19 protein-coding genes are annotated in these 24031 nt (G+C 39.9%); 14 read left to right on the forward strand and 5 right to left on the reverse strand.

Annotation, left to right across the window (positions count from 1 at the left end; all coding sequences use genetic code 11):
• The first annotated feature begins 30 nt into the window (after positions 1 to 30).
• Positions 31 to 2877 carry a M16 family metallopeptidase gene (locus AWW68_RS04770; protein ID WP_084375572.1) on the forward strand — a complete coding sequence of 949 codons (2847 nt, stop codon included), beginning with the start codon at positions 31 to 33 and terminating at the stop codon, positions 2875 to 2877.
• Positions 2878 to 2931: 54 nt separating this feature from the next.
• Here the strand turns inward: AWW68_RS04770 and AWW68_RS04775 are convergent, their stop codons facing one another.
• Positions 2932 to 3240 (reverse strand): DUF721 domain-containing protein, encoded by a 309-nt coding sequence (locus AWW68_RS04775; protein ID WP_068217152.1) that lies wholly within the window; start codon positions 3238 to 3240, stop codon positions 2932 to 2934.
• A 125-nt stretch (positions 3241 to 3365) separates the two neighbouring features.
• Positions 3366 to 4502 (reverse strand): radical SAM family heme chaperone HemW, encoded by a 1137-nt coding sequence (gene hemW / locus AWW68_RS04780; protein WP_068217154.1) that lies wholly within the window; start codon positions 4500 to 4502, stop codon positions 3366 to 3368.
• A gap of 30 nt (positions 4503 to 4532) precedes the next feature.
• Between hemW and AWW68_RS04785 the strand changes: the two genes are divergently transcribed.
• From AWW68_RS04785 to AWW68_RS04820, 8 genes are all read left to right on the forward strand, one after another.
• Positions 4533 to 6293 (forward strand): ShlB/FhaC/HecB family hemolysin secretion/activation protein, encoded by a 1761-nt coding sequence (locus tag AWW68_RS04785; protein WP_068217156.1) that lies wholly within the window; start codon positions 4533 to 4535, stop codon positions 6291 to 6293.
• Positions 6293 to 6988 (forward strand): DUF4271 domain-containing protein, encoded by a 696-nt coding sequence (locus AWW68_RS04790; RefSeq protein WP_068217159.1) that lies wholly within the window; start codon positions 6293 to 6295, stop codon positions 6986 to 6988. Before AWW68_RS04785 ends, AWW68_RS04790 begins: the two co-directional genes overlap by 1 nt.
• A gap of 32 nt (positions 6989 to 7020) precedes the next feature.
• Complete coding sequence (locus AWW68_RS04795; RefSeq protein ID WP_068217161.1) at positions 7021 to 7797, forward strand: uroporphyrinogen-III synthase; 777 nt, start codon at positions 7021 to 7023, stop codon at positions 7795 to 7797.
• An 89-nt stretch (positions 7798 to 7886) separates the two neighbouring features.
• Positions 7887 to 8855 (forward strand): PorP/SprF family type IX secretion system membrane protein, encoded by a 969-nt coding sequence (locus tag AWW68_RS04800; RefSeq protein ID WP_068217163.1) that lies wholly within the window; start codon positions 7887 to 7889, stop codon positions 8853 to 8855.
• A gap of 137 nt (positions 8856 to 8992) precedes the next feature.
• Positions 8993 to 10204, forward strand: a complete 1212-nt coding sequence (locus tag AWW68_RS04805) for an SUMF1/EgtB/PvdO family nonheme iron enzyme (RefSeq protein ID WP_068217164.1) — start codon at positions 8993 to 8995, stop codon at positions 10202 to 10204.
• Positions 10205 to 10257: 53 nt separating this feature from the next.
• Positions 10258 to 11070, forward strand: a complete 813-nt coding sequence (gene porL, locus AWW68_RS04810; RefSeq protein ID WP_068217165.1) for a type IX secretion system motor protein PorL/GldL — start codon at positions 10258 to 10260, stop codon at positions 11068 to 11070.
• A 12-nt stretch (positions 11071 to 11082) separates the two neighbouring features.
• Entirely contained in the window at positions 11083 to 12894 is a 1812-nt protein-coding gene (gene porM, locus AWW68_RS04815) for a type IX secretion system motor protein PorM/GldM (protein ID WP_068217166.1), read from the forward strand.
• Position 12895: 1 nt separating this feature from the next.
• On the forward strand, positions 12896 to 13939 hold the full coding sequence (locus tag AWW68_RS04820; RefSeq protein ID WP_068217167.1) for a hypothetical protein: 1044 nt from the start codon (positions 12896 to 12898) through the stop codon (positions 13937 to 13939).
• Positions 13940 to 13969: 30 nt separating this feature from the next.
• On the opposite strand, the gene uvrC is transcribed toward AWW68_RS04820, so the two are convergent.
• The 3 genes from uvrC to porW are packed head-to-tail and all read right to left on the reverse strand — an operon-like array spanning position 13970 to position 20661.
• A complete protein-coding gene (gene uvrC, locus AWW68_RS04825; RefSeq protein ID WP_068217168.1) occupies positions 13970 to 15778 on the reverse strand; it encodes an excinuclease ABC subunit UvrC in 1809 nt (602 codons plus the stop codon).
• Positions 15779 to 15787: 9 nt separating this feature from the next.
• Positions 15788 to 18109 carry a transglycosylase domain-containing protein gene (locus AWW68_RS04830; RefSeq protein WP_068217173.1) on the reverse strand — a complete coding sequence of 774 codons (2322 nt, stop codon included), beginning with the start codon at positions 18107 to 18109 and terminating at the stop codon, positions 15788 to 15790.
• Positions 18106 to 20661 carry a type IX secretion system periplasmic lipoprotein PorW/SprE gene (porW, locus tag AWW68_RS04835; protein ID WP_068217175.1) on the reverse strand — a complete coding sequence of 852 codons (2556 nt, stop codon included), beginning with the start codon at positions 20659 to 20661 and terminating at the stop codon, positions 18106 to 18108. Before porW ends, AWW68_RS04830 begins: the two co-directional genes overlap by 4 nt.
• A 108-nt stretch (positions 20662 to 20769) precedes the next feature.
• Between porW and AWW68_RS04840 the strand changes: the two genes are divergently transcribed.
• From AWW68_RS04840 to atpB, 5 genes are all read left to right on the forward strand, one after another.
• Positions 20770 to 21630, forward strand: coding sequence for a M23 family metallopeptidase (locus tag AWW68_RS04840; protein WP_245660208.1), 861 nt, complete (start codon positions 20770 to 20772; stop codon positions 21628 to 21630).
• Between the two features lie 33 nt (positions 21631 to 21663).
• Positions 21664 to 22086, forward strand: a complete 423-nt coding sequence (locus AWW68_RS04845; RefSeq protein WP_068217177.1) for a bactofilin family protein — start codon at positions 21664 to 21666, stop codon at positions 22084 to 22086.
• Positions 22055 to 22270 (forward strand): AtpZ/AtpI family protein, encoded by a 216-nt coding sequence (locus AWW68_RS04850; RefSeq protein WP_068217179.1) that lies wholly within the window; start codon positions 22055 to 22057, stop codon positions 22268 to 22270. The genes AWW68_RS04845 and AWW68_RS04850 overlap by 32 nt, the downstream gene beginning before the upstream one ends.
• Positions 22271 to 22518: 248 nt before the next feature.
• Positions 22519 to 22836, forward strand: coding sequence for a hypothetical protein (locus AWW68_RS04855; protein ID WP_068217181.1), 318 nt, complete (start codon positions 22519 to 22521; stop codon positions 22834 to 22836).
• A complete protein-coding gene (gene atpB, locus AWW68_RS04860) occupies positions 22836 to 24023 on the forward strand; it encodes a F0F1 ATP synthase subunit A (RefSeq protein WP_084375573.1) in 1188 nt (395 codons plus the stop codon). Before AWW68_RS04855 ends, atpB begins: the two co-directional genes overlap by 1 nt.
• The last annotated feature ends 8 nt before the right edge of the window (positions 24024 to 24031 follow it).

Below are 24031 nucleotides of genomic sequence, written 5' to 3' on the forward strand. Positions count from 1 at the left end.
CTAACTCACTAGTTAGTAAACACTGTTTCAATGAAAAATTTAAGTCAAAAACTCGCTGCCCTATTGATGGTGGCTTGGGTATTGCTACCCCTTCAGACATTCGCCTTTCAAGAGCTTCCACTCGACCCTGATGTTAAAATTGGTAAGCTCGATAATGGTTTCACTTATTATTTACGCTCTAATCCTAAGCCTGAAAATCGCATAGAGTTTAGGTTAGCGGTTAAAGCGGGTTCAATTGTAGAAGATGAAGACCAATTGGGCTTAGCTCACTTTACTGAGCACATGCTCTTTAACGGTACCAAGAACTTTGAGAAGAACGAGCTGGTAGACTTTCTTCAAAAGATGGGGCTTGAGTTTGGTGGCGATCTAAATGCATATACCAGCTTCGATGAAACCGTTTACATGCTACCCATTCCTTCAGATAAGCCCGAAAATGTGGAGAATGCCATGCTGGTTTTGAGCGACTGGGCACACCAAGCCACTTTTGAAAATGAGGAGATTGACAAGGAGCGAGGTGTTGTAATGGAAGAGTGGCGCCTTAGGCTTGGTGCTTCAGAAAGAATGAGGCAAAAAATCTGGCCTATTACTTTAGCAGGCTCTCGCTACGCAGAGCGCTTACCAATAGGTGAGGCAGATATACTTGAAAACTTTGAATATGATGCTGCTAAGCGGTTTTATAGAGATTGGTATCGCCCAGATTTGATGGCTTTGATAGCTGTAGGAGATTTCGATTTAGCTGAGATGGAAGAAATGGTTAAAGAGAACTTCGGTAAAATTCCTGCCAGAACTAATCCAAGAGAGCGTATTTACTATAGCCCAGCAGATTTTGAGGGTACAAGAGTTGCTGTGGCAGCAGACGATGAAGCTACCTCCAATTCAGTTAGCATCAATTTTATTCAACCAGGCAAAAACGAGGTTGAAAACGATCTACAGTCTTTTAGAGATCAGTTAATGAATAGTATTTTCTCTCAAATGATGAATCAGCGGTTGAGAGAGCTAGTTCAGTCAGAAAACCCACCGTTTCAATTTAGTTTCAGTGGTTATGGTTCTGCATTAGGGAAAGGGAAGAACGATTACACTATTTCTATTAATGTAAAGGACGTTATGTTTATGGAGGGAATTGTGGCGGCAGTTCGCGAAAATGAGAGAGTAAGAAGGTACGGTTTTACCGCAGGCGAGCTCGAAAGAGCTAAGGCCTCATTCACAAACTCTTTGGAGAGATTCGTTAAGGAAGCAGATAAGCGAGAGTCTTGGGCTCTGGTAAATTCTTATTTAGGCCATTTTTTGCAAGGCGGCCCACTATTAAGCGCAGAGCAAACCAAAGCGTTGGGCGAAAAGGTAATTCCTTCCATCAGTTTGCAAGAAGTTAATGCCCTGCTTAAGAAATGGTGGAGAGAAGATAACCGCACCATAGAAGTAAGAGCTAAAGCCGATGTGGCTGACGCCATACCTTCGGCAGATGAAATGATTGCTGTGCTAGATAAGGTTAAAAATGATGAGACCATTGAACCTTATGCCGAGGAGTCTATCGCTACAGCTTTAATGATTCAGATGCCGAAACCGGGTAAAATTGCTAGCGAATCTACAGATCCTGTAACTGGCATTACGTATTTAGCTTTGAGCAATGGTGTAAATGTTTACATAAAGCCTACCGATTTTAAAAACGATGAAGTAAGAATGACGGGTTTCAGTTTTGGGGGAACCTCTCTCTACTCAAACGATGAGTATTGGTCTGCTGCAAACGCTGCACAAGTGGTTACCCAAATGGGGCTTGGAGAGTTTAGCCTAATTGACTTGAGTAAATTCATGACAGGAAAAACGGCCTCAGTTCAACCTTATATTAGTACCTATGAAGAGGGCATCTCTGGTTTTTCTAGCGTTAAGGATCTAGAAACGCTCTTTCAACAAGTTTATCTGAGATTCACAGATGTGCGGGTCGATGAAAGCGCGTTTAACAGTTGGTTGGGTAGAACTAAAAATCAATATGCCAATTTCTCTGCTAGCCCAGACGTTCAATATTCCATTCAGCGGCAACAAATCATGTATGACAATCATCCAAGGGCTCAGTTCCCCTCTCCAGAAAATTTAGAGAAGATAGATATGAATGAGGCCATCCGTATATATAAGGAGCGGTTTGCCAATGCTGGAGATTTCAATTTTGTTTTTGTGGGTAATGTTGAAATTGACTCCTTCAAGGAATACTTAAAGAACTACCTAGCGGCCCTGCCATCTACTGGAGTTAAGGAAACTTATAAAGATGTCGGACTGACGATAACCAAAGGTCAGATTGAGGAGAACATCTATATTGGTGTAGATGACAAAAGTCAAGTAAACATAACATTTAGTGGTGATTATCAATATTCAATGGAGAACAATGGTTTATTAAATGCAGCAGCTAACATTTTATCCAATAAAATGATAGAAACGCTCAGAGAGGAAATGGGTGGTGTTTATGGAGCTGGTGCGAGTGCTGCAATGTCAGAATATCCGAAGGAAAACTTCACCTTCAATATCTCATTTCCTTGTAAACCAGAAAACGTGGATAAGTTGGTGGCAGCTGCCATGGCTGAGCTTGAAAACTTAAAGAAAGGAAACTTTTCTCAAGAAGATTTAGACAAGGTAGTGAATGCTAGAAAGCAGAATTTTGAGGAGCAAATTAAGCAGAATAGTTACTGGCAGAGTATGATGGCTACTTACATTAAATCAGGCTCAGATATGGAGTTAATTATGAAAGGGAATGAGAGGGCTGAAGCTATTACTAAAGAAGCTATTGTGGAAGCATTGAACAAATTCGTGAGTGACCAGAATATGATTAAGACTGTAAAGATGCCACAAAGCACTAAGGCCGATTTGCAGCAAGAAATAAAGAAAAATTAGTTAAGGTTGAAGTCGAGAGGGCTGCTGTTCTAATTCGTTAGAAGGTAGCCCTTCTCATTTAATTACCACCTCGTTTACTATGCTAGACCCGAGCTCTCTTGCAATAAGCACTAAAATTTTGTCTCGAGACATACTGAGTTCATGCTTTAAAGGAGCTGACGATATGTGAACGAATAGCTTTTTATCATGAATGTACACTTTGGTGGTACGCTTGGCTATTGGAGCGCCCATAATTTTTTCCCAAGAATTAATCAGGCTGGCCTCGTTGAATTTGTCTTCTATACGAAAAGACTTGAGCATATCCTGAATGGCATTGCCTAAGGTTTCAGGTTGTCCCTTTCTACTCTTATCGTTCTTCCTCATAGCACTACTTTTCAGATTTAGTATACAAAATTACTGCTTTAGCCAATGCGCTTTATCTCAATGTGGAAATTAATGATTAATTGCCTGAAAGAAGAAAATACTCAGCGCATCAGGTGCCTCCCAATTTAGTCTTCAGTATAAATGAATAAATCAGAGGCTAGTTTATCGGCTAAAAGTTTGCCAGCATTGGTTAATATCAAGTGTTCGTCTTCTTCATATATCAAGTCTTGAAGAGATATTTTATTCAGATAGTCTCTGTGTTGCATCAACAAATCTACCCCGTACTTCTGCTTAAGTAAGTCTAAGCTGCATCCCCATTTTGTTCTTAAAGAGGTGAGAATGTACTCATTTACCTGATCTTCTTTGCTTAAGGTAATCACCTCAAAAGGTATCTGATTTTCACTTAGGCCCTTAAGGTATTTGGCATTGTTCGCTACATTGGCTTTTCTGAATCTGCCATTATAAGAATGAGCCGAGGGACCAATGCCTAGATACTTTTCGTCTTTCCAATAGCTGCTATTGTGCTTAGACTCATAACCAGGTTGAGCAAAGTTTGAAATCTCGTACTGATCATAGCCATACTTATTCATGGTGTCTAACAAGATTTCGAACTGCTCTGCTGCAAAGTCTTCATCAATTTCTGGCATATGCCCTTTTTCTACCCACTTTCCGAAAGCCGTTTTCGGTTCAATGGTCAGGCAATAAGAAGAAATATGTTCGGCCCCAAGCCTTATGGCCTGCTTCAAATCAGACTTCCACACAGAATGGTCTTCATACGGAATGGCATAAATTAGATCTATACTAATGTTTTCGAAACCAGCTTGTCTGGCATTATGCATTGCATCTATGGCCTCTTGGCCAGAGTGTTGTCGGTTCATCCATTTTAGGTTTTCATCATTAAAGCTCTGAACCCCTATACTTAGCCGATTAATGCCATGACGGTAAAAGGTTTGTAGCTTCTCAGGCGTTAAATCGTCAGGGTTTGCTTCTAAGGTTACTTCTACATTGGTGGCAAGGTCATACTCATACTGAATAACCTTCATTATCTTTTTAAGATGATGGCCTTCTAATAGAGAAGGCGTGCCACCACCGAAATAAATAGTGTAAACAGAATCTCTACCTAAAAACTCGCTTTGCATGGTCAGCTCCTTGCAAATGGCGTCTACCATTTCATCAATTTGCTTCAAAGATTGAGTAAAATGGAAGTCACAATAATGACAAGCTTTCTTACAGAAGGGAATATGCAGATAAAGTCCGGCCAAAGTTTTCTTAATTTCGCTTAAATATAAGCTATGCCTTTACACCGCCTTGCTTTACTGGCACTATTCCTATCACTTTTTCTTGGAGGCAAGGTCTCTCAGGCCCAGCAGTTGCTCAATTTGGAGGTGGTCTCAATAGATAATTCTGATCAAATTCTTCGGTCTTATAAGTACACGAGGAGAGTAGCCGATTCATTGTCTGGTATTTCAGTAGGGCAGAACTTAGTCTCTGGCCTTCATAGAGAAGGTTTTTTACTTGCCGAATTGAATAAGGCTCAACTCGAAAATTCTGAGATGAAGCTTTATATACTTGTAGGCCCTCAATTTGAATGGATTAACCTGCGAGCAGGAAACCTAGATGCTGAGCTTTGGCGAAGGCTTAATTTTAAGCAGAGTAATTTTAGTAGCAAGCCATTTAGGATAACAGAAATCGAAAAACTAGAAGCTAACGTTTTGAAGTTTGCTGAAAGAAATGGCTACCCTTTCGCTTCAATTAAGTTTGACTCCCTTCAAATTGAAGGCGATGGTTTTTCTGCTGCGCTGAATGTAGACTTTGGTCCGCCAATAACTTTTGATTCCGTTCAGGTAGTTCAGTCGAATGTATTGAAGTCTAAGTTTGCCGAGGCTTATTTGGGAATTGAACTTGGTAAAACATACGATCAACGTTTGGTAGATGCCATTGTGCCGAAACTCCGAAAATTACCTTACCTAAGGCTTAGCAAGTCGCCCTTACTTACCTTTCAAAATAGTGAAGGCCGCGTGGTGCTGGAGGTAGAAAAAAGAAAAGTGAACACCATTGATGGCATTATAGGCCTTTTGCCAAATAGTGGTAGGGAAAGTGGGCTTTTGCTCACCGGTCAGTTCGATCTAGAATTGTATAATCCATTTGCCTCGGGTAAACATATAGGTATTCACTGGCGTAGGCTACATGAAGAAACGCAGACACTCGCGCTAGAATATGATCACCCAAACTTGTTCGGCAGTTCACTCTCTCTTCAAAGCGATTTCAATTTCCTTAAACAGGATAGTACGTTTAACAGGCGAATTTTGGGTTTCGACCTTAATCTGAATTTAGGCGCTTCTTCTAATTTAGGGCTCATCACTAAGTTTACAGCTACAGACTTAATAGCTACCTCTCAATATCAGGGAAGCAATGAACTTCCTGATATTCTTGATTTCCGATTAACAAGGTATGGACTCCGCTATAGCTTCAACAATTTGGATGATGTTATTCTACCAAAATCGGGACTGCTTTTTGAGTTAGCTGGTTCTGTTGGAAACAAGACCATTAGACCTAATGCAGAATTGCCCAATGAGCTTTACGCCCAGGTAGATATGCAAACACTTCAGTACCAATACGATCTGGGTTTTGATTATTACTTTCCACTTAGCTCAAAAACAACTATGTATACGTCATTGCATGGAGGCTTGCTGAGCAGTGATAATTTATTCCAAAACGATGCTTACAGAATTGGTGGTTTAAGGAGTATCAGAGGGTTTGATGAAGCAAGCTACTTTGCCACAACGTTTGTCTATTCAAATCTGGAGTCTAGATTTTATTTAGATGAAACTTCCTATCTGTTACTTTTTACAGACTTGGGCTATGTAGAAGAACGATTTGTAAGGCAGGAGAATAAACAAGCAGATTTAGCCTTGGGCTTAGGTACTGGGATAAGCTTTGCTACAAATACAGGTATTTTCAATTTTGTTTATGCATTAGGAACCTCAAATTCAACTGGAGCTATTAACTTTAACCAGTCTAAAATTCACTTTGGGTTCACCACAAGGTTTTAATGCAAGAGGTACTAGCAGAAAACGAGTTATTCAGAAATATTGCCATGGCCATAGCCATGCTGCTCTTTATTGTTTTTGCGGTTTCTAGAATAATTTACCCTAAACTATTTTCTTCGATTTATAGCTTCGACAAATTCCTGAACTTCCGATATAGAGAAGATTTTGGCTCAGGTATTAGGCTGTTTAGTACCGAAAGCTTCTATTTTACCGGAGTACTATCGCTTAGTTTTAGTTTCGGAATTCTCTGTATCTATTTCTTTCATTCTGAATTGAGGGCTGCCTTGCCTTGGCTAGAAATTACAACACTATTTTGGGGAATTGCCGTATGGCTCATACTTGGTGTAGCCATTCAGTTTGTAATGTTTCTCAAATTTTTATTCGTCAGAGTCTTTGGCTGGTTGTTTAATATTCCCGCTGAAGAAACAAGGCATTTTCAAGAGTTCCAGTCTTTCAATCACAGCTTTTCTATCCTGTTGTATGCTATTTTGAGCATTTCAATCTATGTACGGTTTAACTTTCCGATGGTAGCATTAGAGATTTTGGCCGTAGTATTGGTTATTTACCTAGTGTTCAGGTTGATAAACTTATTCTTTAAGATTCGAAGTTTAGGAGCGTGTAGCAACTTATATATATTTTCTTACCTTTGCACCACAGAATTAATGCCTACTTTAATCGGCCTTAAACTGATAACCTAATCAAAGCCAAAGGATAAAAAGCAGGGAAGAATATGTCCAATAGCACGTCTGAGGAGAGGCTAAAACCAGTTAAGAGTATCCTCGTTTCACAACCAAAGCCATCTGATCCAAAGTCACCTTATTATTCGTTAGCCAAAAAGTATGGAATCAAGATTGATTTCAGGCCTTTTATTCAGGTTGACCCGATTGCGGCTAAGGAATTCAGAAAGCAAAAAATTGATATTCTTAAGCATACGGCTATCATTTTCACTAGCCGTAATGCAGTAGATCACTTCTTTGCCATTTGTAAAGACCTCAAAATTGAGGTTCCGGCCGATATGAAATACTTCTGTATTTCTGAACAGACCGCGTACTACCTACAGAAGTATATTGTAGTTAGAAAGAGAAAGATATTTACAGGTTCTAAAACCGCTCAAGATCTTATTGAGATTCTGAAAAAGCACAAGAACGAAAAGTATCTATTCCCTTGTTCAAATATTCGTAAAGAAGACATTCCTAATTATTTGGAAAAGAACGGATACAATTTTTCAGAAGCAGTTATTTATGAAACTGTGGCTAGTGATTTGTCCGATCTTGACGATGTGACTTATGATATTTTGGCATTCTATAGCCCAAGTGGAATTAACTCACTCTTTGTTAACTTTCCAGAGTTTAAGCAGAACGATACAAGAATAGCCGTTTTTGGGCCTACAACAGCTCAAGCTGCCAAAGAAGCTAGCCTTGAAATAGACATTGAAGCGCCTCAACCAAATGCGCCTTCAATGACAGGAGCATTGGAGCTTTACATAAAAAAGGCAAATAATCTTTAATTCTGGCAACACCTAAGGGCAAAAGCTAGTTTTCTTGTATTATTGAGGGACTGTTTAAATAAAACGTCTAAAATTCGCGTTACCTGAATATGTCAAGAGCCATTGGCCTAGCCTTTTTCTTTCTTTTTTCAGCCTTTGGATTGAGGGCTCAGCAAGATGCGCAGTTCACACAGTACATGTTTAATCCCATGTACTATAATGCTGCCTTTACTGGGTTGTCCAATGCAAATACACTAACTGCCATTCACCGTTCTCAATGGTTTGGTTATGATGGTACTATAAATCCGGGTGGTGCACCAACCACCCAATTCATTAGCTACAGCAGTTTATCTAAGTGGTGGAATGGAGGATTAGGCGTTCATCTGATGAATGACAACCTAGGGCCTTCAAATAACTTAGAGCTTAAATTCTCTGGCTCTTACTACATTCCTATTCCTGGTGATGCTTCTATTAGCATTGGAATTACAGCGGGTATGTTTTCTAGTGGTTTAGATTTTGACGAACTCGTTTTAGTAGACCCTAGCGATGACTTGGCTAACCTCAGCGGAAAAGAATCTCAGATACGTCCAGATGTAGGAGTAGGGATACTTTACAGAAAAGGAAATTTTTTTGGTGGTTTCAGTACAAATCACTTACTTCAACCAGAATTTGACTTCGGTCAAGATCAAATTGCCAATCAATTAATTCGACACTACTATTTAACAGCAGGCTACGATTATGCAGTAAGCCCTGAAGTTACGATCACACCGACTTTATTGTTGAAATCTGTAGGGTTTAACTCCTACTCTTGGGACTTGAGCGTTGTTGGAAGATACAACGACCAACTTTGGGGAGGATTATCCTATCGCCAATCCGAATCGGCTTCGGTTATGATTGGTTACAGTATACTAAAAGATCGTAGTTTGGCGTTGGCTTATGCACTAGATGTAGTTCTAGCTGACAGGGACAGTAAAGAGCCCACTTCTCAAGAGGTTATGCTCATTTACAAATTCCCAACAAGAAGCAACGGAATAAATCTTGGAAGGAACATCATAAGGACTCCGAGATACCGTTACTAAACAAAAGTTTACTTAAGATTAAGGTTTGTATAATTTTCTATCCTCGGATGGATTACTAACAATAAAATATTAATTTTCGCGCTTTATTTGCCAAATGAGGGATATGTGGTTGGGCAAATAGACTAAAAACTAAAACAATGAAGAAGTCTGTACTGGGTCTGACGTTAATGGCTTTGTTGTTCTTGAGTTCGGGATGTAGCATGTTCGAAGGCTTCCTTGGAGGAGGTGGAAAAGAACAAGCACTGATCGATGAAGGCCAACTTCTGGGTGTACTCGATAGAGAAGGTTGGTATCAAGAACTACCTTATGGAATGGTTCAAATTCCTGGAGGAACTTTCTACATGGGGCAAGCAGATGAAGATGTGGCTGCCTCTCAAATCAACTTTAATAGACAAATTACGGTGAGTTCGTTCTTCATGGACGCTGAAGAAATTACAAATAACGAATACCGTCAATTCCTTTATCACATTGCCGACTTGGCAGAAAAAGGTGATAGATATTACACAAGAGAGCTTTTGGCTTCGGTAGTTCCTAACCCTAACGTCTGGGATCAGGAATTTACTTATCACTACGGAGATAGAATGACTCAATATTATTTTGAGCACTCTGCCTTTGATGATTACCCTGTAGTGGGTGTTAGCTGGGATGCTGCAGAGAAGTTTTCTGCTTGGAGAACCATTTTCCTGAACAATGGTCAGCAAGCGAAGAACGAAGGCGGAGGAGGTCTTTTCTCTTTCGGAAAGAATAAAAATCAAGCTGATCCGGCAGGGGCTATTGGTGGGCCATTAGGCGCTACTGGCCCGCAGGGTGGAGCAGCCTCAGGACCTGAAGCAAGTACATTCGTAGATACATCTCCAATTGAAAGCCGTTACCCTAACTTTAGACTTCCAACAGAAGCTGAGTGGGAATATGCTGCCAGAGGAGGTAAAGAAATTGTAAAATACCCATGGGGTGGTCCTTACATTAGAAATAGAGATGGTTGTTTCTTGGCCAACTTTAAGCCTGGTAGAGGTGCTTATGCCGATGATGGCTATCCTTACACCGCTCCGGTAAACTCATTCCTTCCAAACCCATTTAACCTATACAACATGGCAGGTAATGTGGCAGAATGGGTAAGAGATGATTTCTCTCCGGTTTACAATCCTTTAGTATGGGATCTTAACCCAATGTTCACTTACGATTCTCTAGAAGAAAGCAGAAGTCCTCACTTCGGTAAAAAGGTAGTAAGAGGAGGAGCATGGAATGATATTTCCTACTATTTACAAACAGGAACTAGAACTTTTGAATATAGAGATGTGGCCTCTGCTTCTATAGGATTCAGATGTGCTATGGATTATCTAGGACAATAATAGAATCAATATCAAACACTAACATTGATCTTCAACCCAACAAATAAATAAAGATGGCTAGTAAATTTACCCAAAACTTCTACGGCAACATTATGCCGAAAATCTACGGTCTAGGTGCCGCAGTTGTAATTGTAGGTGCTATGTTCAAATTGAACGGATGGGCTGGTGCAACTGAAATGCTTATTCTAGGTCTTGGTACTGAAGCTCTAATCTTTGCTTTCAGTGCATTTGAACCTAAGGCAACCGACTATACTAAAGAATTATATCATGCCACTGTAAAGGATGGCGCTCCAAGTGCGGCTTCTCCAAAAGACGATGTAACCTTGGAAAAAATGTTGAAGCAAGCGGCTATCAGCAAAGATGGTCTTCAAAACCTTAAACAAGGTATGGATAACTTGGCTCAGAATGCTAAGTCTCTAGCCAATATGACCAATGCAGCAGTAGCTACCGATGAGTATGCTAAAAGTGCAAAAACGGCTGCTACTTCTCTTTCTAAAATTGATCAATCTACTTCTCAGGCTGCCGCTGCATTTGCAGAGGTTGCAAGCTCTGTTAAGGGTTCTGGTAATAACCAAGCTCAATTGAAAACAGCTACTGAGCAATATCAGGTTCAGTTAAAAGAAGCTGCTACTCAACTTCAGGCTTTAAGTGGAGCTTACAAGGCTGAATTAACAGACACTGAGTCTGTAGCAAAATACATGAAGGGCTATTTGACTAACATGGAAACCATGATTAAGGGAGCTATGAATACTGCTAAAGCTACCGAGGAATTCCAATCTCAAATGGCTCAATTGAATAGCAACATCACCTCATTGAACAAAGTGTATGGTGCTATGCTATCTGCCATGAAACAAACCAACAACTAAACCTGATCTATTATGGCAGGAGCTAAGGAAAATCCACGGCAGAAGATGATTGGCATGATGTATCTCGTGCTAACTGCTCTTCTAGCCTTGCAGATTAAAGATACGGTACTTGAAAAGTTCGTTCTTATTGAGAATGGGCTACAAGTAGCCAACGAGTCTATGGTAGACTACAATGCTACTGTTTTAGAAAGCATTCAAAGCGATGTAGAAAACCAAGGAGACAAAGAAGGTGACCAAGCGGTTGAAAAAGTAGCTGAAGAAATTCGTTCTTACACAACTGAATTGGCTAACTACATAGATAACCTAAAACTGGAGTTAGGAAAAGCTTCAGCTGGTGGAGATACTTCTAAAGTGTACGAGAGATCTACATTGAAGAAGTATGAAGAACCAAGCAGGTACTTAGTAGAATTGGGTAATGCCGATGAGTTAAAAACTCGTCTCGATGACTATACCGGTAAGGTGAATGGCGCCATTAACCTTTTGGGTAAAGGCGGAATGAGTGATGAGTGGCTTAAGTCTATCGCTATAAAGGCGGAAGACATTAAGTTCTATGAAAACAATAAAGAGGCATTGAAAGATGACTACGCTCACTTCAACTTTTATAAAGCGCCTTTAGCATCTGTTTTAGCACAGTTGACTTTCTACAAGAATCAAATCTATAGCAAAGAGTCTGAAGCTTTGAACAAACTAAGAGGGTTGGTAGGTACTGCGGTAACTACTAAGCCTGGAGATATTCCTAACCTGAGCGATGTTGACCCTGTAACAGCAGGTACTCCAAGCTCTTCTCCAGCGCAAACTCCAACAGACAATGCTTCTGCTACACCAAGCAATACACCAAGAAGTAACTCTAACTCAGGAACTGCATCTACAGAGATCAAGCCTGAAGAAATGCTAGATGGTAGATTTGCTGGTATTGACTATGCTCAGGCAACAATTTTATCACAGTCTAACTTGGTAACAGCTGGTTTGGACTTTAATGCTCAAGCATTCTTAACTCTAGGTAACTCTTCTTTGCAACCAGAAATTAAGTTGAATGGTAGCCCAATTGATGTGGTAAATGGTAGAGGAGTGATCAACTTTAAGACCAGTGCTAGAGAAGGTGAATACGATGCTAATGGTTTGGCCACTAAGGCTTTTGAGGTAGAAATTACTGCTGAAGACGGTAATGGTGGTACTATCACTAGAACTACTCGTCATGAGTATCAAGTAGCTCGTCCTGTAATCGATGTTAGATCTCAATCTGTTGAGGTGCTATACCTAGGTTGCGCCAATAACTTGAATATCAATGTACCTGCTTTAGGGCCAGCTTATCAACCTCAGTTTAGAGTTTCTGGTGGGACATTTACTACAGGTTCTCAAAAAGGGCAGATTATTGTAGATCCTTCTCAAAGAGAGGTGAGCATTGCGGTTTCTAGTGCGGGTTTACCAATTGGTACTAGAGAGTTTCAGGCTAAGCCAGTTCCATTACCTAGATTAGATGTTAGACCAAACGGTCAGCCGTATAATGCTAAAAACGGTTTGGATGAAAAGCCAACGAATTTGACTTTGTTCCTTCCTTCTGATCCTGACTTTGCTGAAAGATTCCCGAAAGATTCTCAATTCTTGGTGAGTAAGGGTCAGGTAACTCTAGCAAGAGGAAAACAAACTAAAAGAACAATTGAAATATCTAGTCCAACTTCACGTGTGGATTTAGGACCATTAATCAGTCAGATGCAATCCGGTGATAGAATTGTCGTTTATGTTGAGGAGATCGTAAGGTTGAACTACAAGAACGATAGAATTCCTATCAAGTTTACAGGAGATATGACTTTAAATATTAACTAAGATGAAAAGAGTTTCGGCAATTTTATTGGCACTATTATTCGTGACTTTAGTTAAGGCACAAGATGAGCAAGGAGCAGGTACCGATCCTGCAAAATTCTTGCAGTCTATTGAAAGTACCACTAGAGTTGCCGGGCTTAATAGTGCTCGCAAGCTCAACAACGAATTCTCTGTTCGTCCAATCAGAGATGAGGATGTGATGTGGAGTATTAGACTTTGGTCCAAAATGAACTTCAACGAAAAGTTGAATTCTGCTTGGAATGCTAAAGAGTCTAGAATTTCTGAAGTAATCTTAAATGGAATTGAAGCCTATTACGATGCTAAAAGCCAGGCTTTAGATCAACAAGTAGGTATAACTCCTTATGCGACTTTTGAAACTGGCGCTGCTGGTTTTTCAGACGAGGATATATTATCTGAAACAGACTTCAGAAATAACCTCAAAAATATGTCTACCGCTCAGGGTAACTATGACGAAGCCTTGAGAGGGCAGGATAGAGCTGAGTTGAAGACTAGAGATGGTGGTAGGTTTGCAGAGTATTCAGATGCAAGATTAGACTCTATTATTGATGTGGAGTACCAAGCTGCTTCTGCTGCTAGACCACTGGATCCGGCTAACAAAGGAGATTTAGATGTATTGTTGATTGAGGAGGATATGATCTTCGATAGAAATCAATCGCTTGCCAAGTGGGATATTGTATCCATTACTTTGGTTGCACCTCCTAAGGCTTCGGTAGCAGGAACAGAAAGAGAGATTGTGAGAATTAAGTATGAGGAATTGGTGAATTACATTGAGCAGGTTTATTCCGAAAGTAATAAGAATACTGCTTACTGGTATAACCCAAAGAACCCTCGCGATAGAAATATCAATTTTGCCCATGCGTTCGACTTAAGGTTGTTCAGTGCATACATTACTAAGTTCCAGAACTCTGACGATAGCAATATTCAGACACTTTATGGCAAGTCTGACTATGATTATAGCATCATTGAACAGGCCATGAGAAAGCGTATGGAGCTATTGGAGAAAATGCATAACCTTTGGGAATACTAACCCTTGGTTTGAAGATAAAGAAGAAGGAAGCTATTTAGCTTCCTTTTTTTGTTTGATATAATTGGTGACAATTGCTGCTTTTGATTTGCCTATCAGCGATTCTATTTCTTCATGTGGGGCTTGCTCAATCTTACTCATGGTTCGGTATTTCTGAAGCAATTTATCTACTGTGGCCTTGCCCAAACCTTTCACTTCTTCCAGTTCAAAGTTAAAGCTATTCTTACTGCGAAGATCTCTATGGAATGTAATAGCAAACCTATGCGCCTCATCTCTTAGTTTTTGAATAAGCCTGAGTGATTCCGACTTCTTATCTATATGGATAGGGAATGAATCTTCTGGGAAGTAGAGCTCTTCAAGGCGTTTTGCAATACCAATAATTGGAATCTCTCCATAGATATTGAGCTCTTTGAGCGCCTCGCAAGCCGCATTTAACTGGCCTTTTCCACCATCAATAACAATTAGCTTAGGTAGCGGCTCATTTTCATCGAGCAGTCTTTTATATCGCCTTCCTACTACCTCTTTCATGGAGCCAAAATCGTCTGCGCCAACCACAGTTTTAATCTTGTAATGGCGATAATCTTTTTTAGAAGGTCTGCCCATTTTAAAGCAGACCATACTGGCTACCGGGTTTGTACCTTGTATGTTAGAGTTATCGAAGCACTCTATATGAACAGGTAGTTCTTTAAGCGATAAGTCTGCCTGTAACTGCTTAAGTACTCTATTGCCTTTATCCTTTACATTTTCGAGAGAAGTATATTTCTCCTTTTTAGCGAATAGGGCATTCTTTAACGATAGGTCTATCAACTTCTTTTTATCGCCTCGTTGTGGTAGCAGCAGCTTAAAGTTTTCTGTGTTAAGTGCTAGTTCTCTATTTGTGAGTACCTCCTTAGCAGTGCTCTGGAACTTGTCTTTTAAATCTATAATCATGAGACTCAAGATCTCTTCATCTGACTCATTGAGTCTTTTCTTTATCTCACTGGTTTGAGAGAGATTGATAGTTCCGTTCTTTATCCTCAGGTAGTTTACAAAGGCCCACTTTTCGTCTGAAACAATGGTGAATACATCCATGTCAGCAATGTTCGGGCTCACAACTATAGACTTAGATTGGAACCTATCTACAGACTCAAGTTTGTCTTTGTATTGTTGGGCTTTTTCAAATTCGAGCTTTTGAGCAGCTGATGTCATTTGTTCTTTGAAGAACTGCTTCGGGATTGAGAGATTTCCCTTCAGTATGTGGATGGCTTGGTTTACATCATCTAGGTAATCGGCTTCTATTTGAAGAGCCTCGCAAGGGCCTTTGCAATTGCCAATATGGTACTCCAGACATACCTTAAATTTGCCTTTGCTAATGTTTTCTTCGCTCAGGTCGAATCGGCAAGTTCTTAAAGTGAACAAAGAGTTGATAAGCCTGAGAATATTATTCATGGCCTTTACAGAGGCAAATGGGCCAAAGTAAGTACCGTTAGATGGAATAAACTTTCGGGTACTGTAAATGCGTGGAAATCGTTCGTTGGAAACACATATGTACGGGTAGGTCTTATCGTCTTTTAGTAGAATGTTATACCGAGGCTGATTCTGCTTAATGAGATTGTTCTCTAACAGCAGCGCATCGAATTCATTGTTAACCAACGTAACTTCTATGGCCTTGATTTCCGATACTAGCCTTCTGGTTTTTCTATTTACTCCACTTTGTTTATTGAAGTAGCTAGAAACACGTTTTTTCAGACTCTTGGCTTTGCCCACATAAATGAGCACGTCTTCTTCATTGAAAAAACGGTAAACTCCCGGGTTATCGGGAAGATTCAATACATCCTTAGGATCGAATCGGGTGACCTCCATAGGCCGAAATTAGTAAATATCATCGTCATAAATGGTGGTATCCGTAGGGGTAAGTACATCTACAAACTTCTGACAATCTATTTCCATGCTCAGGTTAGGTGGTCTTTGGAATACTGTCTTTTGAAGATTAAGGGTAGAGTCAGCGTAGATATCTTGTAAGAAGAGGGCTACAATCGGCATTGCTGTTCTTGCTCCTTGCCCGTCAGGCCAATGAGTAAAGTGAATGGCACGGTCATCTCCTCCTACCCAAGCACCAGCAACAATATCGTTAGTGACTGCTACAAACCATCCATCTGAAGCGTTTTGGGTGGTTCCTGTTTTCGCGCCAATAGAGAATTCAGTTTGATTATAGTCAGTAAGGTTGTAGTACCCAGGTGCCCAAAGTCTTATACCAGAACCGTTTCTCACCGTTTCTTGCATCATGTTAAGCATTACGTAAGCTACATCTTCATTAATAGCCTTGCTCTTTCTCGGCACATGTCTATATATCTCGTTACCGTACTTGTCTTCTATTCTGGAAATATAATATGGTTCTATATGTGTTCCTTTATTGGCGAATGTTCCATAAGCACCTAAGATTTCGAATAAGGATACGTCTTCCGTTCCTAGAGCAATTGAATAATACGGAGGAATAGTGCTTTCAATCCCAACACGTTTTGCCATATCTACCACTTTATCTGGCTTAACTATATCCATTACTCTGGCAGTAATAGAATTTACAGATTTTGCCATGGCTAGTTTCATGGTCATCTCTTCTCCTGAGAACCTGCCTTCCGCATTAGAAGGATCCCAAACTTCAGATCCGTTACCTGTTCTTATGGCAACAGCCTCGTCTCTGAAAGTATAGCATGGTGAGTATCCTTGCTCTACGGCTGTGGCATAGACGAATGGCTTAAATAATGAGCCTGGCTGTCTTTTACCATAACGAACGTGGTCATATTTGAAATGCTGAAAGTTTACTCCTCCAACCCATGCTTTAATTGCACCAGTGCTAGGTTGAGTAGCCAAGAATCCTGACTGTAAAAACTGTTTGTAGTATCGAATGGAATCAATGGAACTCATTACTGTGTCAATATCTCCACCCCAAGAGAAGACTTTCAGCTTTTTAGGTTTGTTCATATAGTAGTCAACAGAATCTGACTTGCTCCCGTACTTTCTCACCAAGCTTCTATAGGCCTGTGATCTAGGGATTACACTCTCTTCGAAGAAATTCTCAATTTCTCTACCCTTGCTATCTATCCACAAATCTCTACCTTCTTTGGCGAGTTTTTGGTCGAATAAGGCTTGCAGTGACCGCATAGAGCTGTCCATAGCATCTTCTGCATAGGCCTGCATTCGAGAGTCTAGCGTAGTGTATATTTTGAGTCCGTCACCGTATAAGTCATATCCTAAGTTTCGGCAAAGTTCAAGTAAGTCTTTACTAGCCTCTGCACGGAAGTATTGGGCAAGGCCTGTATTATGGTCTTGCTGACGGAATTCTTCCAAATTGATTTCTTGAACCTTTAGGGTGTCATAAGCTCGTTTGTCTAGAAAATCATATTTCACCATCTGACTCATTACAGTATTTCTTCTGCGCATTGAGTTTTCTGGGTTGATATCTGGTCTGTAAGTAGTAACACCTTTTTGCATGCCCGCTAGTACCGCGGCCTCCTGAACCGATAATTCATGAGGCAATTTGTTGAAGTATGTTTTGGCTGCAGACTTAATTCCGTAGGCATTGTTTCCAAATTCTACGGTATTGTAATACATAGCCATAATCTCTTCTTTGGTGTAAGATCTTTCCAGTCTTACAGAGAGAATCCACTCTTTAGTTTTGTAAATAAGCTGATCTAAGAATCCGTTTACGCCTTCTAATTTGCCTTTGTCTTCTGCCTTAATAACCCGGGTGTTAAACAGGTTTTTTGCTAACTGTTGGCTAATGGTAGATCCACCGCCTTTAGGACTGAAAGTAATTACCCCAAAAGCTACACGGAACATACTTTCTAAGTCTATTCCAGAGTGAGAGTTAAAACGAATGTCTTCTGCTGCTAATAGAGCATGAACGAGATTATCGCCAAGTTGATCGTAAGTAACAGGGTTTCTATTATTTCTGTAGTAACCAGAACCTAATTGTACACCATCGGCTGTAAAAAGTAGAGAAGTTAGATTTTGGTCAGGGTTTTCTAGCTGACTGTAGCTTGGCAGGTTACCAAACCAATTGTTGAGGTTATTACTAACCGCCCAAATATAAGTGGGAAAGCCAATGATGCATAAGGCAAAAACAACCCATAAGGCTATGGTGATTTTCTTAAGTATTGGCCTTCTTTTATTTAGCTTCTCTGTAGCGGTCATTCTTTGTAAAATTTCTTGTGGAACTCCAGGTATTGATCTAACGCTTTGTTTTGGAACAACAGTGTGAAGTTATCTTGCGATATGGCAAAATTATGAAAATTTGAATCGGCTTGCAGCCCAATTCTTTTCAGTTCCTTTTCCATTAATTCTCTGTAGCTCTCAGCTGCCGACTTTACCTTAAAGCTGTTGATGTATATTACTCCAATTTGCTCTTGAGGGTTGAAGCTTACAAAGCCAGAAAACAGTTTTGTTTTAAAGTTTTCCGCATTGAACTCATCTATTTGTTTTCTTAGAGAGTCTGCTTCAAAATTTGCCTGATTAAAAGTGAAGGCCACTAAATGAATTTGCTGGAAATCTTCGCTGAACGCATCTTTAAGGTTACCCAAGCGCTGGTTCTTTGTTGGGGCTACAGCGGCTAACAAGCTTTTGGCGTAAGATGTCTGTGGAGCTTCTGGGTATTTCTCAATAAAATCGTTCAAGGCTTGCTCATAAGAAACAATGCTTTCTGTTTTGGCCTTGAGTATAGCAGCCAATAATTCTACCGTAGGTAAAAAGTCTACATCTTCAAAAGAAGAAAGTGCTGACCGTAGCCTTTGGTCGGCCAATAAGTAATTACCAGCTTCATACGCTTCATACGCTTCAGCATATTGTAACTGTAATGCTCTGTTTCTGGCAGCCTTTTCTTGCAGGTAATTAGGGTTAATGAGTGTTTTGGCCATAATGGTTTCAGGAAACTCATCAATGATCATTTGCCTATACTGTTGAGATTTACTGGCATCAATTGGTTCATACAAGGTGTATAGAGCATAAAGAGCATCTATTCTGTGGCTAGTTTGTGGGTACTTCTGTAGTAGGGTTTCATAACTATCGATGGATTGTCTGTTTTGCTCCAGACCGAACCTATAAATGCTCCCTAGCTTAAAATATGCGTCTTGTATTTCTAATCGGGCTTTCTCTTTCGCATCTTCTTCAAATGGAATGGTAGCCATTAGCTTTTCAACCTCAGTATCTCTACTACTCTTTAAGTCTGGCTGAGCTGCCCCTTTATTAGGATCGTCAAATTCTTCTTCTGCTACGGTAGTGGCTGGGCCAATACCAATGTTCTGTTTTAAAGATCTTCTCCAATTATTTTCCAACGGCCTATTGCCCCAAATACGCTGAAACTCAAGTTGCCCTTGGCTAATGGCTTGTTGATTATAGAAGTACCAAGACCCGCTGCCATCGGGTGTCTGATAATTTGAATTATCCACCCTATTGATTCCGCTATTACTAGGCTGCTCTTTAGCTTTTCTTTCTTTTTCCTTGGCTTCTTTAGCATCAATATATCTTCCCAGATAAACTTCTAGTTGGACTCTGCTCATAGCAGATAGTGTAAGAAGGCTATCATTGGTTTCAATAATGTTGAGTTGAGTAACAAAGTCTTTCAGAACGGTCTGTCTCTTTGAAATATCCTCAAAGTTCTCAATGTCTTTCGGCAGGTTCTGAACTGCACTATCATAATAGGCACTGGCCAAATTGAACCTCTTTAAATCGTCATAGTAGATTTCTGCCAACCTTAAATAGGCCAATCCTTGCTGTCTTTGGTTGGGCTGTTCTACCTGTGCAGCAGATTTGAAGTGCTCAATAGCTTGAGGCAAGTTTTCACGGTTTTGCTCTAGCAAGCCCATAGTATAGAATATGTTATCCATATACTCTGTATTCTTACCATCAGAGAGCATCTTCTCAAAGGCCTTGTAGGCCTCATCAACATAATTAGGGTTAGCAAAACCAGAAACTGCTAGCTTATTTAGCTTGGCATGAAACATAATCTCATAAGGAGGATTACCCTTTTGAGCATTGTCATAGAACAGATAGGCATTTCTAAACTCACCGGCCTCTTGAGCAAGTTGTCCTAAAATAAAGTTTACTCTGATTTTATAGTTTTTATCTGTTAGCGCTGGTTGTGCTTGCTCTAACAATTCTTTTACTCTGCTATAGTTGTCTTGCCTCTGATAGAAATATGCCAAAGTGAGAAGATAATCAACAGCATTTTCTTCAGTGAGCGACTCTTCTTCTAGAAACTGAGAAACCTGTAAGGCTTGGTCGTTATTACCCATGTCCATATAAGTTCGCATTAGGGCAATGAGCGCTTTCTGCCTAACCTGATCATCCTTGCTGTTTTGATTGATGTACTGGAAGGTTTCAATGGCAAACTGCCATTGCGCACGGAGGTATCGGATTTTTCCAATAATCAGGTAACTATCATCTACCCAGTCGCTGCCTTCCCACCACTCAATATTCTGACTAGATTTTTTAAAAGCATCATCTAGCTTTTCCTTATTACTGCTTACAATTGAAGAATCTACTTGAGGAAAGATCTTGAGAATTTCATCGAAGTTATACTCATACTGTTGCTCAAAGGCTTGGTAGGTTTCCGTTAAATATAGGTCGGCATAAAAGTATCCGTTATATCTAGCGTTAAGGTTCTGATAGCCTTTTGAGGCGCATCCTACAGAAATTAGAATGAACGCGGCAAAAATTGTTCTGACGATATGTAGAGTCTGTTTATCCAAAAAGGTGAAAACTTCGTTAGAGCAACGAAATTAATGAGCAATTAATACAATATTGCTCAGGCTCTTGAGTATTAATGAATATTTTTGCCAACCTTGACCTTTGTATAAGTGGCTAGATTTAAGAAGACGCTTTCTAACTGGCTTAATGCCCGTCATATACTTATCATTCAGAATGAGGAGAACTTTTCTGAAAAGGCCACCTATAAGTTTACTTACGCCAAGATTATTTTCTTTGCTTTTCTGAGCTTCTTGGTGGTATTCGCACTCAGCTTTTATTTAGTAAATACCATTTTAGACCAATGGTTCGACCCGAGGTATGCCGAAAGACAGACCCGTCAGGAATTGGTAGAACTTACTTTTGAGCTCGATTCGCTTTCTTTTGAATTAGAGAGCAGAGATCAGTTTATACAAAGCATAAAGAAGGTACTTCAGGGCGATGTTACTACCAATGAGATACCTGAGAGCGCTGAGGCGAGTAGTCAAGAAGAAACCGACTATGACCAAATAGCTAAGACAGATAGCATATTTAAATCTGAATTTGAAAGTGGTAGTGGAGGAGACTTCTTGCTGAGTTCTAGCATGGATAACCTGGAGTTAAGAAATACCTACTTTTTTCCTCCTCTAACAGGTTTTGTAGTCGCAACTTTCGATCCACAAGAGGGACATTTTGGTATAGATATAGTATCTAAAAAAGACGAGCCAGTTAAATCTATAGCAGATGGAACTGTCGTATTTACTGGCTGGACGCAAGATGACGGAAACATTATCGCGGTTCAACATAGAGAAAACCTTATTTCTATTTATAAGCATAATTCGGCAGTGATGAAGGCTGTGGGAGATGTAATTTCTGCCGGAGATATTATAGCAATAATTGGAAATACGGGAGAGTTGACCAGTGGTCCGCATTTGCATATTGAATTATGGTTTAATGGTTCGCCTGTAAACCCGCAAGAATTCATTACCTTTTAAGACCAATTAGAATCAACTAAATAGAGACCAACCATGTTTTCTAAAGAAGACAAAAAATCAACTGAAGACCTGAGTCAATCGAGTAACATCATTGGCAAAGAAACAGTGTTAGAAGGCAGCCTAGAATCTGAAGGCAATGTTCGCATAGAAGGAAAAATCTATGGTAACGTTAAGGCAAAAGCCAAGTTTGTTTTAGGGGCAGAGGCTTATGTAGATGGCAGCGTAGTAGCCAGAACAGCAGAAGTTGCAGGCAAGGTTCGTGGAAACATAGAAATCTCCGAAATGCTTATTCTTAAGCCAAGTGCTGTAATCAACGGAGATATCTTAACTAATCAATTGGTGGTAGAACCAGGTGCAACTTTTAACGGTGGTTGTAAGATGGGCCATCTGGCTAAAGAAATTGAAATTATAACTCCTCAGAGCCGTGTCGCAGAAAAGGCCATTAAAAGAGCCTAATAACTATCTCAAATATTCTCAGCTGGGCTTACAGCTGTTCATCACTATTGGCTTGTGCGGTTGGTTAGGTTACAAGATGGATCAATGGTGGAATGGAGGTAATTCACTCTTCGTAATCATTATGGTTTTAATTGGTGCTGGTGGAGGAATCTATCAGCTTTACCGATCGCTACCAAAGGAGTAGCTATTTTGGTATGCCATTGCTTGTCTCTTAACAAACAAGCTTCTTATTGGTGAGTCAATCTTCCTTTTTTACTCTTTAATATAGTGTTGGGTGTTTCTTTAAATTCAGGGAAACTTTAAAGTCAAAAACTTAGAACATTGAGCCAAAATAGACCTACCTTTGCGGCCATGAAAAGTTTGGGGCGCCAAATTATTGAATCTCTGATATTTAGCTTGATCCTATGCGCAATCGTTTTCAGTTTGCAGCAAATGGATATTCAGTTGATTCATGAGGGAATTTGGACAATCATGATCTTTTCGGCTGTGTTGGGTTTAATAGTGGTGCTAGTATCTTACTGGGCATTCACTTCTTTAGATCCTCAGATTAGGCCAAATATATTTATTGGATTAACGGTTTTGAGAATGGTTTTAAGTATGATTTTTCTCGGATCCGTAATTTTCTTGGGTTTAGAAGATAAGAGACTTTGGGTAGCCAATTTCTTTGTAATCTATTTATTTTACTTAGTGTTTGAAATATATGCCATTCTCTCTAACTTGCGCGCGATTTCGGGAGAGGGTGAAAACTAATGATGAAAAAAAGCAGAACTAACATTCTCAATTTATTGATCACTAGCGCTTTAGTAGCTGTTTTTGGTCTGGCAAGTTCTTCAAATTTATGGGCAGCATCTGGCGGTGACGAGGCTAAAGAAGAGGGTGGTGGCACCGACTTCATTATGCACCACATCAAAGATGATTACCAGTGGCATATTATTACGCTCGGTCATACCCATGTAACTATTCCTCTACCTGTCATTATCTATGACCATGAAGACGGTTTAAAAGTTTTCATGTCATCAGATTTCCAAGATGAGCACCATAACCCAATTCCTCATGGTGGCTACTACATCGATCATGGTAAGCTTTTCAAATTAACTGAAGATTACGTTCCATCTACATCGCACAGTAACGATTCTCACGGAGAAGAAGTTTCAGAAAATGAGCATCGAGAAGAAGATTCTCATGGAGAAGAAGCAGCACATGTAGAAGAAGATGCTCATGGCGATGACCATCCTGGTATGACTCAAGCAGGATTCCTAGATATTTCTATTACCAAGAATGTGGCTTCATTAATCATTAGTATGATTTTATTGTTTGCCGTATTCCTAACTATTGCAAAACGATATAAGAAAGGACTTGGAGCGCCTAAAGGTATGCAGTCACTCTTTGAGCCTGTAATTGTTTTCATTAGAGACGATATTGCTAAAGTTAACATTGGTGAGCATAAGTATGAGCGTTTTATGCCATACCTTCTTACGCTGTTCTTCTTTATTCTATTCAATAACCTATTAGGTCTTACTCCTGGTGCGGCTAACCTTACAGGTAACATTGCAGTAACCATGTGTTTGGCGCTATTTACTTTCTTCATTACTCAGTTTAATGGTAAGAAGGCTTACTGGACTCACATTTTGTGGACTCCTGGTGTGCCACTTCCTGTAAGGCCTGTAATCTTGATTGTAGAAGTAATTGGTATTTTCACTAAGCCTATTTCTTTAACTCTACGTTTGTTTGCTTCAATTACAGCAGGTCACATTGTAGTGCTTTCAATTGTAGGTTTAGGTTTCATTCTAAACAATATGGCGGTAGGAATTGCAGGTACATTATTCTCTGTGGTTATCTCGCTTATTGAAATATTAGTAGCCGTTATTCAAGCGTATGTATTTACCCTGTTCTCATCGATGTACATCGGTCAGGCGGTAGATGATGGCCACCATTAATTAGAACC

Origin of the sequence: Roseivirga spongicola (assembly GCF_001592965.1) — a bacterium.
Taxonomy (GTDB): Bacteria; Bacteroidota; Bacteroidia; order Cytophagales; family Cyclobacteriaceae; genus Roseivirga; species Roseivirga spongicola.

Bases quoted from the DNA above. Each gene is read 5' to 3' on its own strand.
- AWW68_RS04770 (WP_084375572.1), top strand. From the start codon at position 31: ATGAAAAATTTAAGTCAAAAACTCGCTGCCCTATTGATGGTGGCTTGG.
- AWW68_RS04775 (WP_068217152.1), bottom strand. From the start codon at position 3,240: ATGAGGAAGAACGATAAGAGTAGAAAGGGACAACCTGAAACCTTAGGC.
- AWW68_RS04785 (WP_068217156.1), top strand. From the start codon at position 4,533: ATGCCTTTACACCGCCTTGCTTTACTGGCACTATTCCTATCACTTTTT.
- AWW68_RS04790 (WP_068217159.1), top strand. From the start codon at position 6,293: ATGCAAGAGGTACTAGCAGAAAACGAGTTATTCAGAAATATTGCCATG.
- AWW68_RS04795 (WP_068217161.1), top strand. From the start codon at position 7,021: ATGTCCAATAGCACGTCTGAGGAGAGGCTAAAACCAGTTAAGAGTATC.
- AWW68_RS04800 (WP_068217163.1), top strand. From the start codon at position 7,887: ATGTCAAGAGCCATTGGCCTAGCCTTTTTCTTTCTTTTTTCAGCCTTT.
- AWW68_RS04805 (WP_068217164.1), top strand. From the start codon at position 8,993: ATGAAGAAGTCTGTACTGGGTCTGACGTTAATGGCTTTGTTGTTCTTG.
- porL (WP_068217165.1), top strand. From the start codon at position 10,258: ATGGCTAGTAAATTTACCCAAAACTTCTACGGCAACATTATGCCGAAA.
- porM (WP_068217166.1), top strand. From the start codon at position 11,083: ATGGCAGGAGCTAAGGAAAATCCACGGCAGAAGATGATTGGCATGATG.
- AWW68_RS04820 (WP_068217167.1), top strand. From the start codon at position 12,896: ATGAAAAGAGTTTCGGCAATTTTATTGGCACTATTATTCGTGACTTTA.
- uvrC (WP_068217168.1), bottom strand. From the start codon at position 15,778: ATGGAGGTCACCCGATTCGATCCTAAGGATGTATTGAATCTTCCCGAT.
- AWW68_RS04830 (WP_068217173.1), bottom strand. From the start codon at position 18,109: ATGACCGCTACAGAGAAGCTAAATAAAAGAAGGCCAATACTTAAGAAA.
- AWW68_RS04845 (WP_068217177.1), top strand. From the start codon at position 21,664: ATGTTTTCTAAAGAAGACAAAAAATCAACTGAAGACCTGAGTCAATCG.
- AWW68_RS04855 (WP_068217181.1), top strand. From the start codon at position 22,519: ATGGATATTCAGTTGATTCATGAGGGAATTTGGACAATCATGATCTTT.
- atpB (WP_084375573.1), top strand. From the start codon at position 22,836: ATGATGAAAAAAAGCAGAACTAACATTCTCAATTTATTGATCACTAGC.